Raw genomic sequence first — 16,983 nt, 5'->3', positions numbered from 1 at the left:
GCTCACGCCGTCCGGCGGGTGCGCAGGCCCAGCCCGATCAGGGCCGCCGCGGCGAGGACGATCAGCGCGTCCAGGCCGAGGACGGTGTGCACGCCCGCCATCAGGTCGTCGGAGGTGGTGGCCAGCACGCCCAGCAGCGGGATGCCGACCGTCATGCCGATCTGCTGGGTGGAGGTGACCAGGCCGGTGGCCAGGCCCTGCTCCTGGTCGGGCACGCCGGAGGTGACGGTCAGTCCGTAGGAGATGATCGCGCCCAGGTGGCACATGCTGGCCAGCGAGACGGCGGCGGTGGCCAGCCACACCGACCAGCCGTGCGTGTCGAGGCCGAGCAGCGCGGCGATCAGCAGTCCCTGTCCGGCCAGTGAGGCCACCAGGGTGCGGCGGGCGCCGAAGCGGCCGATGACCTTCGCGGCGCAGGAGCCGGCGACTGCCGACAGGATGCCCTGGACGCCGAAGACCAGGCCCGTCCGGAAGGCCGACAGGTGCAGGATCTCCTGGAGGTACAGGGTCAGCGCGAAGATGACCGTCGACATCATCGAGAAGGTGACCAGTCCGCCCAGGTTGCCCCAGGCCACCGTGCGGCGGCGCAGCATCGGCAGCGAGACCAGGGGCGCCTGGCTGCGGGACTCGACGACCGCGAAGGCGGTGAGCAGGGCGAGCCCGGCGACGAGGGTGACGAGGACGTCGGCGCGGCCGAAGCCGTGGTCGGCGGCGGTGGACAGGGCGTAGATCAGCGACAGCAGACCGCCGGTGACGGCGACCGCGCCGGGCACGTCCAGGCGGGGGCGCTCAGGGGTGCGGGACTCGGGCAGCAGGCCCGGGGCGAGGGGGAGCACGATCAGCGCGAACACGGTGAGCAGCGCCATCGTGGAGCGCCAGCCGAGGGCGTCCGTGAGGACGCCGCCGGCGACCATGCCGACGGTGAAGCCGAGCGACAGCAGTGTGCCCGAGATGCCGAGGGCGCGGTCGCGGGCGGGGCCCTCGGGGAAGGTGGTGGTCAGCAGGGACATGCCGGTCGGCACGATCGCCGCCGCGCCGAGGCCCTGCAGGGCCCGGCCGGCCAGGAAGGACGCCGGGTCCCAGGCGAGGGTGGCCAGCAGCGAGGCCGCGCCGAACAGGGCGAGGCCGGCCAGGAACAGCTTGCGGCGGCCGTACAGGTCGCCCATGCGGCCGAACAGCAGCAGGAAGCCGCCGGAGGGCAGCGCGAACGCGGTGACCGCCCACTGGAGCGCGGACCGGCTCATGCCGAGGTCGGCGCCCAGCTCGGGCAGCGCCACGTTCAGCACCGAGAAGTCCAGGGCGACCATGAACTGCGCCGCACACAGGACGAACAGGACCAGCTTGTCGCGCGTCGACAGCCGTGGGGCGCCGAGCGGTTCGGGTTCCCCGACGGGAGGAGCGGGGGCGGGAGCGGATGAGGTGGTGGTGTCGATCGCCATGGTGATGAGCTTCGTGCGATCGGAACAGCCGTGGGGAGTCGCAACTTATGGTGGTGGTGCCACCACCAGACAGGTCGAGGGGGAGCCGGACGTGCGTGAGGCGGACGCGTTCAAGAGTCATCGGCGGCGGGAGCTGCGCGAGTTCCTGATGAGCAGGCGGGCCCGGGTGAGCCCGGCGGAGGCGGGGCTGCCGGCGGGCGGCGCCCGGCGCCGCACCCCCGGCCTGCGGCGCGAGGAGGTCGCGGTCCTCGCCGGGGTGGGGGTGTCCTGGTACCAGTGGCTGGAGCAGGGCCGGGACATCTCGGTGTCGCCGCAGGTCCTGGACGCGGTGGGGCGGGTGCTGAGGCTGAGCGACGCCGAGCGGCGCCATCTGTACCTGCTGGCCGGGCTGAACCCGCCCACGCCCGAAGTGGCGCCGGAGAGGCGGGACATGTGCGACGGGCTGCGGCGGCTGATCGACACCTGGATGCCGTATCCGGCGCACATCATGGACATCTACTACAACTGCGTGATGTACAACGACGCGGCCGCGGTGGTGCTGGGCATGCGGGCCGACACCACGCAGAACTGCCTGGTCGACTTCTTCACCGACCCGCTGTACCGCTCGCGCTCCACGAGCTGGGAGCGCAACGCGCGCTCGGTCGTCGCGCAGTTCCGGGCCGCGTGCGCCGCCCGTCCCGACGACGAGGGTTTCCAGGCGGTGCTGTCCCAGGTCTCCGAGGCCAGCGAGGAGTTCACCGCGCTGTGGGAGGAGCGGGACATCGAGGACCACGGGCAGATCCGCAAGGAGCTGGAGCATCCGCTGGTGGGGCTGCTGTGCGTGGAGACGACGGCGATGAGGGTGCCGGCCCGGCCGGATCTGATGGTCGTGCTGCACACCCCGCTGGACGAGGCGAACACCGCCGCCAAGATGGAGTGGCTGTCCTCGCCGGAGGGGCGGCGCGGGGCGATGTACCCGGTGGCGGGCTGAGCGGTGCGGGGCGGGCGGGGCGTCATGGGCCGGGCTGAGCGGGGTGCGGGGCGCGCGGGGCGTCACGGACCGGGCCGGGCGGGCCGGGCGGGGTGCTCCCGCCGTGGGGCGCGCGGCACGGCTCCGTATGCTCGGATCATGACCGACAGCAACGGGCTCGACCCCGAGGACCGCAAGATCGTCACCCTGGCCCGCTCGGTGCGGGCGCGCAACGGCGTGCCCGAGGGCGCGGCCGTACGCGACGAGACCGGCCGTACGTACGCCGCCGGGTCGGTGGACCTGGCCTCGCTCCAGCTCAGCGCCCTGCGGACGGCGGTGGCGATGGCGGTGGCGTCCGGCGCGACCTCGCTGGAGGCCGCGGCGGTGGTCGGCGAGGCGGAGGGGCTCGCGCCCGAGGACCTGGCCGCGGTGCGGGACCTCGGCGGGGCCGGGACGCCGGTGCTGCTGGCCGGACCGGACGGGGCCGTACGGCTGACGGAACCGGCGCGGTAGTCCGACGGTGAAGCGAGCAGGCTCCGACGCCTCGGCGGGCGTCGGAGCCTCGTCGCCGGTCTCTCAGAGGGCGTCGGGGCCGCGTTCGCCCGTGCGGACCCGTACGACCGTCTCGACGGGCACCGCCCACACCTTGCCGTCGCCGATCTTCCCGGTCTGCGCGGCGCGCACCACGGCGTCGATGACGGCGTCCGCGTCGGCGTCCTCCACGACCACCTCGATCCGGACCTTGGGCACGAGGTCGACGCGGTACTCGGCGCCGCGGTACACCTCCGTGTGGCCGCGCTGGCGCCCGTAGCCGCTGGCCTCGGTGACGGTCAGCCCGTGCACGCCCAGCTCCTGCAGCGCGGTCTTCACCTCGTCGAGGCGGTACGGCTTGATGATCGCGGTGATGAGCTTCATGCCTGGGTCTTGGCCTTCTGGACGGAGGAGAGGGCGGGGGACGCGCCGACCGGGGCGCCGTGCCCCAGGACTCCGTGATCGTAGGCCGTCTCGGCGTGCACCGTAAGGTCCAGTCCGGTGTGCTCCTGCTCCTCGCTCGCGCGCAGGCCCATCGTCCGGTCCAGCAGCCGGCCGAGCCCGTACGTCACGGCGAAGGCGTACGCCCCCACGGCCGCCACCGCGAGCAGTTGCCGCCCGAGCGGGGCGAGTCCGCCACCGTAGAGCAGGCCCTCGGGGCCGCCGGTCATCGCGCGCTCGGCGAACAGGCCGATGAGCGCGGTGCCGATGACGCCGCCGACCAGGTGGACGCCGACGACGTCGAGGGAGTCGTCGTAGTTCAGCCGGAACTTCCAGCCGACGGCGTACGAGCAGACGACGCCCGCGGCGAGGCCGACGACGAGGGCGCCGAGCAGCGAGACGGTGCCGCAGGACGGGGTGATGGCGACCAGGCCGGCGACCGCGCCGGAGGCCGCGCCCAGGGTCGTGGGGTGGCCGTCGCGCCGGTGTTCCACGAACAGCCAGCCGAGCAGGCCGGTGCAGCCGGCGGCGAGCGTGTTGAGGAAGGCCGCGGCGGCCAGGCCGGTCGCGCCCATCGCGGAGCCCGCGTTGAAGCCGAACCAGCCGAACCAGAGCAGTCCCGCGCCGAGCATCACCATGGGCAGGTTGTGCGGGCGCATGGCGTCCTTCTTGAACCCGAGGCGCGGGCCGAGGACCAGGCACAGGGCGAGGCCGGAGGCGCCGGAGGTGATCTCCACGGGCAGTCCGCCGGCGAAGTCCAGCGCGCCGAGGCCGTGGCCGATCCAGCCGCCCGGTCCCCACACCCAGTGGGCGACGGGCACGTATACGACGAGCGCCCAGAGGGGCACGAAGACCAGCCAGGCGGCGAACTTCGCCCGGTCGGCGATCGCGCCGCTGATCAGGGCGGCGGTGATGATCGCGAAGGTGAGCTGGAAGGTGGCGAACAGCAGGGTGGGGACGCTGCCGTGCACGGAGGCGGGGCCGATGCCGGTGAGGCCGGCCTCGTCCAGACCGCCGATCAGGCCGGCCGCCGTGTCGCCGCCGAAGGCGAGGGAGTAGCCGCAGGCCAGCCAGACGACGGTGACCAGGGCGATCGACACGAAGCTCATCATGAGCATGTTGAGGACGCTCTTGGTGCGCACCATGCCGCCGTAGAAGAGGGCGAGGCCCGGGGTCATCAGCAGCACCAGGGCGGTGGCGGCGAGCAGCCAGGCGGTGTCGCCGGTGTCGATGCGGGGGGCCGCGGCGGCCGTCTGGAGGGCGTGTACGGCTCGGGCGGCGGGTGCGGTGTGCGCGGCCGGCGCCGCGTGCAGGGCGTGTACGGCGTGTACGGCTTGGGTGGCGGCCAGGGTGACGGACTCCACGGGCGGCGTCTCCTCGCGGTGGGGGCTCGCGGTGGGGGCTCGTCAGAGAGTCACCGGTACGCGTTTCCGGTCGCGTACGGGTGCGTTTCCGTGACGTTTCGTGTTGCGCGGGGGTTTCCGGGACCTCACCGGGGCGTCGCCGGGGGCCGGTCGGCGGGCGGGCGGGCGTGGGGGCGTGCGTGGGGGCTTCGTCGATCAGGGACAATGGGCGCCATGAGCGTTCGCACCCAGTCATCCGAGCAGCCCGGCGACATGGTCCACCGGGCGGGCTTCGCCTGCTTCGTGGGACGCCCCAACGCGGGCAAGTCCACCCTCACGAACGCTCTGGTCGGGCAGAAGGTCGCGATCACCTCGAACCGGCCGCAGACCACCCGGCACACCGTGCGGGGCATCGTGCACCGGCCGGACGCGCAGCTGATCCTGGTGGACACGCCGGGACTGCACAAGCCGCGCACGCTGCTGGGCGAGCGGCTGAACGACGTGGTGCGCGCGACGTGGGCGGAGGTCGACGTGATCGGCTTCTGCCTGCCGGCCGACCAGAAGATCGGGCCGGGCGACCGGTTCATCGCCAAGGAACTCGCCGGGATCAAGCGGACCCCGAAGGTCGCGATCGTCACCAAGACGGACCTGGTGGACTCCAAGGCGCTGGCCGAGCAGCTGATCGCGATCGACCAGCTCGGCAAGGAGCTGGGGATCACCTGGGCGGAGATCGTGCCGGTGTCGGCTACGGCCGGCAAGCAGGTGGATCTGCTGGCCGATCTGCTGATCCCGCTGCTGCCGGAAGGGCCGGCCCTGTACCCCGAGGGCGACCTGACGGACGAGCCCGAGCAGGTGATGGTGGCCGAGCTGATCCGGGAGGCCGCGCTGGAGGGGGTGCGGGACGAGCTGCCGCACTCCATCGCGGTGGTCGTGGAGGAGATGCTGCCGCGGGAGGACCGGCCGGCGGACAAGCCGCTGCTGGACATCCACGCGAACGTTTTCATCGAACGGCCGAGCCAGAAGGGGATCATCATCGGCCCCAAGGGCAAGCGGCTCAAGGAGGTCGGGATCAAGTCCCGCAAGCAGATCGAGGCGCTGCTGGGCACACCGGTCTTCCTCGACCTCCATGTGAAGGTCGCAAAGGACTGGCAACGAGACCCCAAGCAACTGCGCCGCCTCGGCTTCTGACGGTTCTTTTCCCCACCTGACTCGGTACGGGGGCGGAGCCCTCCCGGGGCTCCGCCCCCACACCCGAGCCCTCAGCGCAGTGCCCTCAGTGCCTTGTCCGATCCTTCCGTTCCGAGTTTCACGAAGATCGGGGTCGTGCCCAGGGGGGTGGCGTAGGCGGGCAGGGTTGTGTTGCCCTGGAGGGTCTTTCCGTGGGTCACGTCGTACCACTGGCCCGGGGGGAGGTGGATCGGGCGGGAGGGTGCGGCGGTGAGCTGGGGGGCCGCCAGGATCGCCGGGCCCAGCATCCACTCGTCCTCGACCGTGTACGCCGCCTTGTCCTGCGGGTGGTCGAAGAAGAGGGGGCGCATGATCGGGTCGCCGGTCTTCAGGGTGTGCTGGACCTGGTCCCAGAGGTAGGGGGCGAGGCGGGCGTGACGGGCGATCGCCTCGCGGTAGAGGGCGGTCGTCTGCGCGTCGTAGACCACCTTCTTGCCCGTCGTCGGGTCGATGGTGTCGACCGGGGACGTGGAGGCGTACATCAGCGGCATCAGCGCGGCCGACTGCGCCCAGCGGACCAGGACCTCCTTCGTCGGGGCCGGCTGGCCGCTGGAGCCGCCGATCATGTCGGTGGCGACGAACGGGTAGCCGATGGTGGAGATGGCCAGGTTCTGGGTGACCGAGGCGCGCAGGGAGTTCCAGCCGGTGCCCTTGTCCACCTGGCGGGTGACGAACCCGGCCCGGTGGGCGGCGGCGTCCCAGTGGACCCGGATGCCGACGCCCTGCAGGTCGTACTCGTCGGCGAGTTCGGCGCCGAGCCGCTGGTAGTCGGTGGGCTTGTAGCCCTCGTGCGGCGCGCACTTCTCGTCGAAGAAGCGGGTGTCGAACTTCAGGCCGTCGATGCCGTAGGCGCTCATGAGGGACTTGAGGCGGCCCTCGTACCAGGCTTTCGCGTCCGGGTTGCCGAGGTCCACGATGCCGGCCGTGCCGTTCCACCAGGTGACCGTGCAAGGCTTGGCGGTGTCGGCGGCGTCCCTGAGCAGATAGCCGTGGTCGGCGGCGTAGCGGTACTGGTCGGAGTCGAGGTTGATCCAGAGGGTGACCCAGAGGCCGAAGTCGAAGCCGAGGTCGTGGATCTTGTCCGACATGGCCTTGGGGTCGGGGTACGCCTTCGCGTCGAAGGTCATGTTCCCGTAGTTCGACTCCCACTTGTCGTCCAGTTGGAGGGCGTGGCCCGTGATGCCGGCGTCGTGCAGGTCCTGCGCGTAGTCGAGGAGTTTCGCCTGGTCGACGTGGGTGTAGAACTGCGCCCACGAGTTCCACACCGGCTCGGCGTACTGCCGGTAGGTCGCGTCCGACTGGGCGGGCTTGCCGACGATGCCGACGTAGTCGCGGTAGACGTCCAGCGGGGTGGACTCCACGAAGACCGTCGCCTTGTAGGCGTCCGCCGACTCGATGTCGAAGCGGCCGAGTCCGTCCTTGTCCTGGTTGATCGCCACGTCCATCGTCTGGCCGGTGTCCACGCGCAGACCGGTCGCCGCGGACGTGTACCAGAACGGGTCGATCATGTAGTAGGACGCGGGTCCGAAGGCGGGGTGGACGACCTGTCCGCTGTCGAGCGGCCAGGGCTGCGCGGTGCCCGGGCCGCCGTCCGGGGTCTGCGCCTCGCCGTGGCCGTACCAGTGGCCGGCGGACTTCAGGTCGTAGGCGAGGCCGAGGCGTTCGGGCGCGGCGCCCTCGACCTGCCAGTCGAGCTGGTAGCGGTCGGCCTGCGGGGTGATCCGGGCCCGGACCGTGGCGCCGGGCGCGGTGGTGGCGGCGGTCAGGGTCAGGGCGCCGTTCTTCCATGTCCAGCCGGTGACGCGGGTGGCGTGCTGCCAGGCGCCCGCGGTGCGGAAGCGCAGGGCGCCGGTGTCGCCGGTGGGCGTGGCCAGGACCGTGGCGCCCGAACGGCGTGTGGTGAGGGCGAGTTGACCGGTCGTCACCCGCAACTGGTAGCCGGGGGTGGTGCGGCCGCCCGGGACGGTCAGGGTGAGTTCGCCGGCGGACCGGGTGAGCCGGGGGGCGTGGGGGCCGGGGGCGGCGTCGGCCTGCGCCTGCGCCGGTCCCGGTGTCGCGGCGAGGGCCGCGGGGAGGGCGAGGGCGGCGAGGAGCACCCCGGATCTGCGTGATGGTCTGCGCACGACGCATGTCCTTCGACGAAAGGAGTCGGTCAGGAGTCGGTCATGGGTCGGGAAGTGCGGGAGCCCGTGCACGATCGCGCTGCTGCACGCGCACGCCCGCACACGGAAGACGCCTGTGCACGAACGTGCTTGATTCCGCCGATGATTGAGCAGGAAACGTCACCTGTCAATGGCGGTACGGGTCCGGGACTCCCGTCGACCGGGTATGCGCAGCGGACAGTTCGCCCTCGTGCGCGGACGGCGCGCGCTCACGCCGACCTGCCGAAGCCGATGGTCGGCACGGCCCTGCGCCGGGGCCACGGCTCGACGCTCGCCGCCGGCAGCAGGGCGTCCAGGAAGGCGTACCGCCTGAGCGCCGCCGGGTCCTGGCCGGGCACCGACTGGACCCGGCGCCACCAGGCGGCGATCTCCGACCAGCCGGGCGCGGAGAGCGAACCGCCGAACTCCTGCACGGACAGCGCGGCGGTGAGTCCGGCGAAGGCGAGACGGTCGGCCAGCGGCCAGCCGGCCAGGGAGCCGGTGACGAAACCGGCCACGAAGACGTCGCCCGCCCCCGTGGGGTCCAGCGCCTCGACCGCGATGGCGGGCACCTCGGCGCTCTCCCCCGTACGCCGGTCCACCGCGTACGCGCCCTCCGCGCCGAGGGTGACGACCGCGACCGGCACATGTTCGGTGAGCGCGTGGGCGGCGGTGCGCGGGCAGTCGGTGCGCGTGTAGCGCATCGCCTCCTCGGCGTTGGGCAGGAACGCCTCGCAGTGCGCCAGGTCGGTGAGGCCGGCCAGGTCCCAGGCGCCGGTGTCGTCCCAGCCCACGTCGCCGAAGACGCGCGTGCCCTTGCGGGCGGCCTCGGCGATCCAGGGCGCGCTGCGGCCCGGGGTCAGGGAGGCGACGGCGGCCCGGGCGCGGGGCAGGAGTTGCGGGGCGACCTCCTGGACGAGCACGTCCTCGGGGGGCGGTTCGTGGCCGTGGGAGACCATCGTGCGCTCGCCCTCGTAGGCCATGGAGACGGTGACCGGCGAGTGCCAGCCGGGGACGGTGCGGGACGGGGAGAGGTCGATGCCCTCGCCCTGCTCCAGCGCGTCCCAGCAGTACTCGCCGTAGTGGTCGTCGCCGAAGGCGGCGGCCAGGGAGGTGCGCAGGCCGAGGCGGGCCAGGGCGGTGGCCATGTTGGCGACGCCGCCGGGGCTCGACCCCATCCCCCGCGCCCAGGACTCGGTGCCGCGCACGGGGGCCGAGTCGAGGCCGGTGAAGATGATGTCGAGGAAGACGGTGCCCGTGAGGTAGACGTCCCAGGGCGGGTCGTCCGTGGTGCGCAGGGCGGCCAGCGGGTCCACCTGCGGGCCGAGGGGCGCGTGCGGCGCGCCCACGATGTACTCGCGGTCGCTCGGGTACTCCCCGTCGGCCGGCGACGGCGCATCCCCGGCGGACGGCATGTCATCCGCCGGGGACGGCTGACCCTCGACGGACGGCTGACCCTCGGCGGACGGCTGACCCTCGACGGACACCGCTGCTTCCGGGCGCGGCGGCCCCTGCGGGTGTTCCCGGTCGTCCCGGTACTCCGGTCCCTCTCCGGCGGACGTGCTGGACGCGGTCACGGTGCGCTCCCTGGCATGGTGCGGATCAGGCCAGTGTGCACCAGAGGACTGACAACGCGTCGGCACTCACGCCGCGGAACCCGGCCGGGCGGCGGTCGCCGACGGGGTGTCGCACGGCGGCCGCCGACGGCGTCGTACGCCCGTCACCAGGAGCGTCGTACGCCCGTCACCAGGAGCATCGTGCGGCTGTCACCAGCGCGGCGTCGCGGGTGTCGCCCACCCCGGCTCGGCGACCCGCATCGCCGCCGCGTCGTCGCGGTCGCGCAGCGTGCCGTCGTCATCGAGCCACCGGCGGTGCAGCCGCTCCAGCGCGTCCCGGTCGAGTGCGATCCCGAGGCCGGGCGCGTCCCCGACGGTCACCCGGCCGCCGTCGAAGACCAGGCGCTCGGTGAGGACGTCCTCCGACTGCCAGGGGTAGTGGCTGTCGCAGGCGTGGCGCAGGTTAGGCACGGTGGACGCCACGTGGGTCATCGCGGCCAGGCTGATGCCGAGATGGGTGTTGGAGTGCATGGACACGCCGACGCCGAAGGCGGCGCAGAGGGCCGCCAGATGCTGGGTGTTGCGCAGGCCGCCCCAGTAGTGGTGGTCGGAGAGCACCACCTGGACCGCGCCCTCGGCGAACGCCTCCGGTATCTCGCCGAAGGTCGTCACGCACATGTTGGTGGCCAGCGGCACGTCGGTGCGCGCCGCCACCTCGGCCATCGCGCGGGTGCCGAGCGCGGGGTCCTCCAGGTACTCCAGCACGTCCGCGAGTTCGCGCGCGACGCGCACCGAGGTCTCCACCGACCAGGCCCCGTTGGGGTCCAGGCGCAGCGGGTGTCCGGGGAACGCCTCGGCCAGCGCCCGTACGGCGGCCACCTCCTGGTCCGGCGGGAAGACACCGCCCTTGAGCTTGAACGAGGTGAAGCCGTGCCGTTCGGTGAAGGTGCGCGCCTGTTCGACCACGCCCGCCGGGTCGAGGGCGGCGCCCCAGTCGTCCTTCTCGCCGCCGGCGGCCTCGGGGTGGGCGGCCCACTTGTAGAAGAGGTAGGCGCTGTACTCGACCGAGTCGCGCACCTTGCCGCCGAGCAGTGCGTGCACGGGCAGGCCGAGCGCCTTGCCGAGGGCGTCGAGGCAGGCGACCTCAAAGGCGGAGACGACGGACAGGCGCAGCTTGTCGGCGGTCTGCACGCCCCGCAGCCCGCCCACGTCGACGGCGTCCGCCACCCGGTCGGCGGCCACGGCGACGTCCAGCGCGTGCAGGGCGTTCAGCTCGCTGACCCGGTGGCCGACGAGCCGGTCGGCGAGCGGGCGGGCGAGTTCCAGGTACTTGGTGTCGCCGTAGGTCTCGCCGAGCCCGGTGATCCCGTCGGCCGTCACCACCTCCACGATCAGGCGCGGGGTGTACGGCTGGTGGACGCCCTGGGTGTTGAGCAGCGGCGGGTCGGCGACCAGGATCGGCGTCAGCCGTACCTCGGCGATGGCGAGGTCGCGGGTCACGGGGCGGCTCCTACGGGTCGGGGGCGGGCGGGTGCGATGCCCGACGGCAGCCATTGTTCATGTACTCGAACTACCGTCATGTACAAGAACTTCGGCGCACCGAGCCTAGATATCCGCACCGCGCCCGTCAATGGATCACGCCCCCGCAACGCGGCAGGGCGCGCCCGGCCGGAGCCGAACGCGCCCTGGGGCACGGGGAGAAGAGGCGGGGCCTACGGGAACTCGTACGCCTCCACCTCGGCCAAGTACCGCTCGCGCCGCGGCTCGTCGTCCTCCAGGAAGGCGGCGAGGAAGGAGTTGCGGGCGAGTGCGCGCAGCCGGTCCTCGGTCAGGCCGAGGGTGCGCTGGACGGCGTCGAAGTTGTCGCCGGCGTAGCCGCCGAAGTAGGCGGGGTCGTCGGAGTTGACCGTGCAGAGCAGGCCGGCGTCCAGCATGGCGGGCAGCGGATGGTCGGCGAGGGTGTCGACGGTGCGCAGCCGGACGTTCGACAGCGGGCACAGGGTCAGCGGTATCCGCTCGCGCACCAGGCGGTCGACCAGCGCGGGGTCCTCCACGCAGCGCAGCCCGTGGTCGACGCGTTCGATGCCGAGGACGTCCAGGGCCTCGGTGATGTAGGCGGGCGGGCCCTCCTCGCCGGCGTGCGCGACGCGCCTGAGGCCGAGGGCGGCGGCGGCCTCGTACACCTCGCGGAACTTCACCGGCGGGTGCCCGACCTCGGCGGAGTCCAGGCCGACGCCGGTGATCCGGTCCAGGTACGGCCTCGCGGCGTCCAGGGTGGCGAGCGCCGACTCGGCGGACTCGTCGCGCAGGAAGCACATGATCAGCCGGGTGGAGACGCCGTGCCTCTCCTCGCTGCGACCGAGCGCCCGCCACAGGCCCTCGACCACCGTGCCCATGTCCACGCCGCGTGCGAGGTGAGCCTGCGGGTCGAAGAAGATCTCCGCGTGCCGTACGCCCTGCGCGGCGGCCCGCGCGAGATAGGCGTCGGCGAGGTCCGCGAAGTCGCGCTCGGTGCGCAGGACGGCCATCAGCTCGTAGTACAGGTTCAGGAACGACTGGAGGTCCTCGAACCGGTAGGCCTCGCGCAGGGCGTCGGTGTCCGCGTAGGGCAGCTCGACGCCGTTGCGGGCGGCCAGCTCGAAGGCCAGCTCGGGCTCCAGCGTGCCTTCGATGTGGAGGTGCAGTTCGGCTTTGGGCAGGGGCATCAGAGCATCGTACGGCCTGTTCACCGACGTTTCGGAACCGGTACGCGCTGTAGGTCGCGGGCCACGGTCAGTTCCCCCTCGAAGCCGGCCGCGCGGGCCTGGCGCTCGAACTCCTCGGGGTCGGAGTAGCGCTGGCTGAAGTGGGTGAGGACGAGGTGCCGTACGCCGGCCTCGCGGGCGACGCGGGCGGCCTGGCCGGCGGTGAGGTGGCCGTGCTCGACGGCCAGGGACTCGTCCTCGTCGAGGAAGGTGGACTCGATGACCAGCAGGTCGCAGCCCTCGGCGAGGGCGTGCACGCCGGGGCACAGGCGGGTGTCCATGACGAAGGCGAAGCGCTGGCCGCGCCGCACCTCGCTCACCGCCTCCAGCGGGACGCCGTTCAGCGAGCCCTCGCGCTGGATGCGGCCCACGTCCGGGCCCGCGATCCCGTGCGCGGCGAGCCGGTCGGGCAGCATCCGGCGGCCGTCGGGCTCGGTCAGCCGGTAGCCGTAGGACTCGACCGGGTGCGAGAGGCGGCGGGCCTGAAGCATGTACGACGGCGTCGTCGCGAGGACGCCGTCGGAGTCGGCCGGGACCTCGGTGAGGGCGACCGTCTCGCGGTAGGCGGTGGCGTACCGGAGGCGGTCGAAGAAGCGTTTGCCCGAGCGCGGGTAGTGCGCGGTGATCTCGTGCGGCACCTGGTCGAGGTTGATGCGCTGGATCACCCCGGCGAGGCCGAGGCAGTGGTCGCCGTGGAAGTGGGTGACGCAGATCCGGTTCAGGTCGTGGGCGGCGACCCCGGCGCGCAGCATCTGCCGCTGGGTGCCCTCGCCGGGGTCGAACAGGATGCCCTCGCCGTCCCAGCGCAGCAGATAGCCGTTGTGGTTGCGGTGCCGGGTCGGGACCTGGCTGGCGGTGCCGAGGACGACGAGTTCACGGACGGACACGGCTGCCTACCCGGGGGGCCACTGCAGGCCGCGGCCGCCGACGACGTGGGCGTGCGCGTGCCAGACGGTCTGGCCGGCGCCGGAACCGGTGTTGAAGACGGTGCGGTAGCTGTCCAGCTTCTCGTCGTCGGCGACGGCCTGCGTCTCGCGCAGCACGTCCGCGGCGAGCTGCGGGGCGCCGGCGGCGAGGGCGGCGGCGTCCTTGTAGTGCGCCTTGGGGATCACCAGGACGTGGGTGGGCGCCTGGGGGTTTATGTCGCGGAAGGCGAGGGTCGTCTCCGTCTCCCGGACGACCGTCGCGGGGACCTGGCCCGCGACGATCTTGCAGAACAGGCAGTCCTCTTGCGGTTCCCCTGCCACGTGGCCTCCTCCGGAGTGGATCTAGTACGGGCATCGTACCGACGCCGCGTTCCGGAGCGCCCCCGCGTGTCCTGACGCCCGGCGCACGGACGGCGGCCCCCCGGCCGCCGTCCGTCCCCTGCCCGCGGCTGAGCCGCTACGACCGCAGCGGCGGCAGCTCCGGCGGTGTCTTCGCCGGGGTCGTCTCCAGGGCCTCCAGGGCGAGGCGGATCGCCTCGTCCAGTTGCGGGTCGCGGCCCGCCGCGTGGTCCTGGGGGCGCTGGAGGACCTCCACGTCCGGGTCCACGCCGTGGTTCTCCACGCCCCAGCCCTGGCCCTCCAGCCAGAACGCGTACTTCGGCTGGGTGATCAGGGTGCCGTCGACCAGGCGGTAGCGGCTGTCGATGCCGATGACGCCGCCCCAGGTGCGGGTGCCGACGACCGGCCCGATGCCCAGCGCCTTGATCGCCGCGTTGACGATGTCGCCGTCCGAGCCGGAGAACTCGTTGGCGACGGCGACCACCGGGCCCCGGGGGGCGTCCTGCGGATAGCTGTGCGGGCGCATGCCGCGCGGCAGGTCCCAGCCGACGATCCGGCGGGCCAGCTTCTCCACCACCAGCTGCGAGGTGTGGCCGCCGCGGTTCTCCCGCACGTCCACGACCAGGCCCTCGCGGGCCACCTCCACCCTGAGGTCGCGGTGGATCTGCGCCCAGCCGGGGGCCTGCATGTCCGGCACGTGCAGGTAGCCGAGCCGGCCGCCGGACCTCTCGTGGACGTAGGCGCGGCGGTCGGCGACCCAGGCGTGGTAGCGCAGCGGCTCCTCGTCGGCCAGCGGCACCACCACCGCGTGCCGCACCTCTCCCCCGCCGGCCGGCGAGACGGTCAGCTCGACCGGTTTGCCGGCCGTGCCGACCAGCAGCGGGGCGGGACCGGCGACCGGGTCGACGGGCCGGCCGCCGACCGCGAGGATCGCGTCCCCGGCGCGCACCGCCACGCCGGGCGCGGCCAGCGGGCTGCGCGCGTCGGGGTCGGAGGTCTCCGAGGGCAGGACGCGGTCGACGCGCCAGTCGCCGTCCTCGTGCCGCGAGACGTCCGCGCCGAGCAGGCCCTGCCGGGGGCCGTTGCCGAAGCCGCCGTAGGGGGTGACGTAGGCGTGCGAGGTGCCGAGTTCGCCGTGCACCTCCCACAGCAGGTCCATCAGGTCGTCGTGGGTGGCCAGGCGGGCGAGGACGGGCCGGTAGCGGTCGAGGACGCCGTCCCAGTCGACGCCGCCCATGTCGGGCCGCCAGAAGTGGTCCCGCATGATGCGGCCGGTCTCCTCGTACATCTGCCGCCACTCCGCGGCCGGGTCGACCGTCTGCCGGACGCGGCCGAGGTCGACGGTGATGTTCGAGTCGCTGTCCTCGTCGTTCGAGGCGCGCCGGTCGCTGGGGACCACCTTCAGCTTGTGGTCGGTCCACAGCAGGACCCGCTTGCCGTCGCCGCTGACCTCGAAGTGGTCGGCGTCGGCGGCGAGGTGTTCCAGGCGCTGCTGGGCGAGGTCGTAGCGCTCCAGCTCGGTCTTGGGGTCCGGGTCGTCGGGGGTGGCGCGGGCCGCGCCGAGCACTCCGGTCACCGGGTGGCGCAGCCACAGCACGCCGTCGCGGGCGGCGCGCAGGCCGGAGTAGCGGGCGGCCTCGACCGGGAAGGGCACGATGCGGTCGGCGAGCCCGTCGAGGTCGATGCGGGTCGCCGGGGCGCCCTCGCTGTCCGGGGTCTCCTCCTTGTCGGACACCTCGAAGGCGCGGCCGTGCCGCTGCGGCCCGAACGGCGAGGGCGTGGTCGCGGCGAGCGTGATCAGGTACGGGCGGCTGCTCTCCACGAACGCCAGGTCGAAGACGTGTTCGTCGTAGACGGGGTCGAAGGAGCGGTGGGAGAGGAACGCCAGGTGCTTGCCGTCGAGGGTGAAGGCGGGGGCGTAGTCCTGGAAGCGCAGCGGGGTGGCCTCGGTGACCGACAGGTCGGTGGTGTTGGCCAGGCGGAGCTGGCTGAGCGGGCGCGGTCCGGGATGGGACCAGGCGAGCCAGCCGGAGTCGGGCGAGAAGACAAGTCCGGAGACGTCGCCGTTGTCGCTGCGGTCCACCTCGCGGACCTCGCCGCTCTCGCGTTCCACGAGCAGCAGCCGGCCGTCGTGCGAGGCGACGGCGGCGCGGCTGCCGTCGGGGGCCATGGCCAGTTCCAGCACCCGGCCGAGCCGGCCGGCGGCGAGCCGGCGCGGGGTGGCGCCGGGGGCGACGCCGGTGGCGGGCGCGAACTCCAGGGCGTCGTCGCCCTCGGCGTCGGTCACCCACACCACCCATTCCTCGCCGTCGGCGCGGAAGGTGCGCGGCAGCCGGGCCCGTACGCCCGGTTCGGCGGCCAGGGCGCGGGCGGGCCCGGCGCGGTGGGTGACCCAGTGGACGGCGCCGCGCACGGCGACCGCGCTGCCGCGGGCGGTGTGGTCGGGGGCGGCGGAGCCGAACCAGCGGGCGGCGTTGACCGGATGCGGCTGGAGGTCCACGCGCGGCCCGCCGAGGCGGATGTCCAGGCGGCGCGGCTCGGCGCCGTCGAGGTCGTCCAGCAGCCACAGTTCGCCCGCGCTGGAGTAGACGACGCGGGCGCCGTCGGTGGCGGCGTGGCGGGCGTAGAAGCCGCCGAGGGGGGTGTGCCGGCGCAGGTCGGAGCCGTCGGCGAGGGAGGAGTACAGGGCGCCGGTGCCCTCGTGGTCGGAGAGGAACGCGACCCGGTCCCCGACCCACAGCGGATATTCGATGTTGCCGTCCAGCTCCGCGTGCAGCCGGACGAACTCGCCCTCGCCCTCGCGGTCGATCCACAGCTTGCCCGCGGTGCCGCCCCGGTACCGCTTCCACCAGGCCGCCTCGCGGCCCATCGTGGCCGACAGCAGCACGGTGTGCGGGCCGTGGGCGACGTCGCCGACCGGCCCGTACGGCAGGGTGGTGGCCGGGCCGCCGTCCAGCGGGACGGACCGGGCCCAGCTGCGGCGCAGGCTGGCCTGGCCCTGGGTGCTGATCGCGAGGACCTGCCCGTCGGGGGTCCAGCCGCGCACCTGGGTGCGCCAGCTCCCCCAGTGGGTGAGGCGTCTGGCGGGGCCGCCCTCCACCGGGGCGATGTGCGCCTCGGGCGCCCCGTCGCGGGTGGAGGTCCAGGCGACGGTGGCGCCGTCGGGCGAGATACGGGGGTGGTTCACCGGCACGTTGTCGGCGCTCACCCGCCAGGCTCGGCCACCGTCCAGCGGGGCGAGCCACACGTCGTCCTCGGCGGTGAAGGCGACCAACTCGCCGTGCGGATGCGGAAACCGGAGATAGGCAGACGATGCGGACTGAGTCACCTGATCACCCTACGCAGCG

General features: G+C 73.3%; 13 protein-coding genes. 3 read left to right on the top strand and 10 right to left on the bottom strand.

What is annotated here, in order from left to right; all coding sequences use genetic code 11:
- Positions 1 to 2 precede the first annotated feature (2 nt).
- Positions 3 to 1,439: an MFS transporter gene (locus K7787_RS11725; RefSeq protein ID WP_009188527.1), complete on the bottom strand. Its 1,437-nt coding sequence runs from the start codon at positions 1,437 to 1,439 to the stop codon at positions 3 to 5.
- Between the two features lie 148 nt (positions 1,440 to 1,587).
- Here K7787_RS11725 and K7787_RS11720 point away from each other — a divergent pair, with 148 nt between their 5' ends.
- Complete coding sequence (locus K7787_RS11720; RefSeq protein WP_199294348.1) at positions 1,588 to 2,409, top strand: helix-turn-helix transcriptional regulator; 822 nt, start codon at positions 1,588 to 1,590, stop codon at positions 2,407 to 2,409.
- Between the two features lie 138 nt (positions 2,410 to 2,547).
- Positions 2,548 to 2,901: a cytidine deaminase-like protein gene (locus tag K7787_RS11715; protein WP_009188529.1), complete on the top strand. Its 354-nt coding sequence runs from the start codon at positions 2,548 to 2,550 to the stop codon at positions 2,899 to 2,901.
- A 63-nt stretch (positions 2,902 to 2,964) separates the two neighbouring features.
- Here the strand turns inward: K7787_RS11715 and K7787_RS11710 are convergent, their stop codons facing one another.
- Positions 2,965 to 3,303: a P-II family nitrogen regulator gene (locus K7787_RS11710; protein ID WP_019982297.1), complete on the bottom strand. Its 339-nt coding sequence runs from the start codon at positions 3,301 to 3,303 to the stop codon at positions 2,965 to 2,967.
- Entirely contained in the window at positions 3,300 to 4,592 is a 1,293-nt protein-coding gene (locus tag K7787_RS11705) for an ammonium transporter (RefSeq protein ID WP_223001387.1), read from the bottom strand. Before K7787_RS11705 ends, K7787_RS11710 begins: the two co-directional genes overlap by 4 nt.
- 345 nt (positions 4,593 to 4,937) lie before the next feature.
- On the opposite strand from K7787_RS11705, the gene era reads away from it, so the two are divergent.
- Positions 4,938 to 5,891 (top strand): GTPase Era, encoded by a 954-nt coding sequence (gene era, locus K7787_RS11700; RefSeq protein WP_027758134.1) that lies wholly within the window; start codon positions 4,938 to 4,940, stop codon positions 5,889 to 5,891.
- Between the two features lie 71 nt (positions 5,892 to 5,962).
- On the opposite strand, the gene K7787_RS11695 is transcribed toward era, so the two are convergent.
- The 7 genes from K7787_RS11695 to K7787_RS11665 form a co-directional block, all read right to left on the bottom strand.
- Positions 5,963 to 8,053 carry a glycoside hydrolase family 31 protein gene (locus tag K7787_RS11695; protein WP_308036332.1) on the bottom strand — a complete coding sequence of 697 codons (2,091 nt, stop codon included), beginning with the start codon at positions 8,051 to 8,053 and terminating at the stop codon, positions 5,963 to 5,965.
- Between the two features lie 248 nt (positions 8,054 to 8,301).
- A complete protein-coding gene (locus tag K7787_RS11690; protein ID WP_223001360.1) occupies positions 8,302 to 9,648 on the bottom strand; it encodes a carbohydrate kinase family protein in 1,347 nt (448 codons plus the stop codon).
- Between the two features lie 189 nt (positions 9,649 to 9,837).
- Entirely contained in the window at positions 9,838 to 11,127 is a 1,290-nt protein-coding gene (locus tag K7787_RS11685; protein WP_223001359.1) for a glucarate dehydratase family protein, read from the bottom strand.
- A gap of 212 nt (positions 11,128 to 11,339) precedes the next feature.
- Entirely contained in the window at positions 11,340 to 12,332 is a 993-nt protein-coding gene (locus K7787_RS11680; RefSeq protein ID WP_223001358.1) for an adenosine deaminase, read from the bottom strand.
- Positions 12,333 to 12,352: 20 nt separating this feature from the next.
- A complete protein-coding gene (locus tag K7787_RS11675; protein ID WP_223001357.1) occupies positions 12,353 to 13,258 on the bottom strand; it encodes a ribonuclease Z in 906 nt (301 codons plus the stop codon).
- A gap of 6 nt (positions 13,259 to 13,264) precedes the next feature.
- Complete coding sequence (locus tag K7787_RS11670; protein WP_009188538.1) at positions 13,265 to 13,618, bottom strand: histidine triad nucleotide-binding protein; 354 nt, start codon at positions 13,616 to 13,618, stop codon at positions 13,265 to 13,267.
- A gap of 136 nt (positions 13,619 to 13,754) precedes the next feature.
- Positions 13,755 to 16,964: a S41 family peptidase gene (locus tag K7787_RS11665; protein WP_308036331.1), complete on the bottom strand. Its 3,210-nt coding sequence runs from the start codon at positions 16,962 to 16,964 to the stop codon at positions 13,755 to 13,757.
- Positions 16,965 to 16,983 lie beyond the last annotated feature (19 nt).

The organism is Streptomyces sennicomposti, assembly GCF_019890635.1.
GTDB classification, from domain to species: domain Bacteria; phylum Actinomycetota; class Actinomycetes; order Streptomycetales; family Streptomycetaceae; genus Streptomyces; species Streptomyces sennicomposti.
This window is presented reverse-complemented; position numbering and strand designations above follow the sequence as displayed.

Bases quoted from the DNA above. Each gene is read 5' to 3' on its own strand.
- K7787_RS11725 (WP_009188527.1), bottom strand. From the start codon at position 1,439: ATGGCGATCGACACCACCACCTCATCCGCTCCCGCCCCCGCTCCTCCC.
- K7787_RS11680 (WP_223001358.1), bottom strand. From the start codon at position 12,332: ATGCCCCTGCCCAAAGCCGAACTGCACCTCCACATCGAAGGCACGCTG.
- K7787_RS11720 (WP_199294348.1), top strand. From the start codon at position 1,588: ATGAGCAGGCGGGCCCGGGTGAGCCCGGCGGAGGCGGGGCTGCCGGCG.
- K7787_RS11715 (WP_009188529.1), top strand. From the start codon at position 2,548: ATGACCGACAGCAACGGGCTCGACCCCGAGGACCGCAAGATCGTCACC.
- K7787_RS11710 (WP_019982297.1), bottom strand. From the start codon at position 3,303: ATGAAGCTCATCACCGCGATCATCAAGCCGTACCGCCTCGACGAGGTG.
- era (WP_027758134.1), top strand. From the start codon at position 4,938: ATGAGCGTTCGCACCCAGTCATCCGAGCAGCCCGGCGACATGGTCCAC.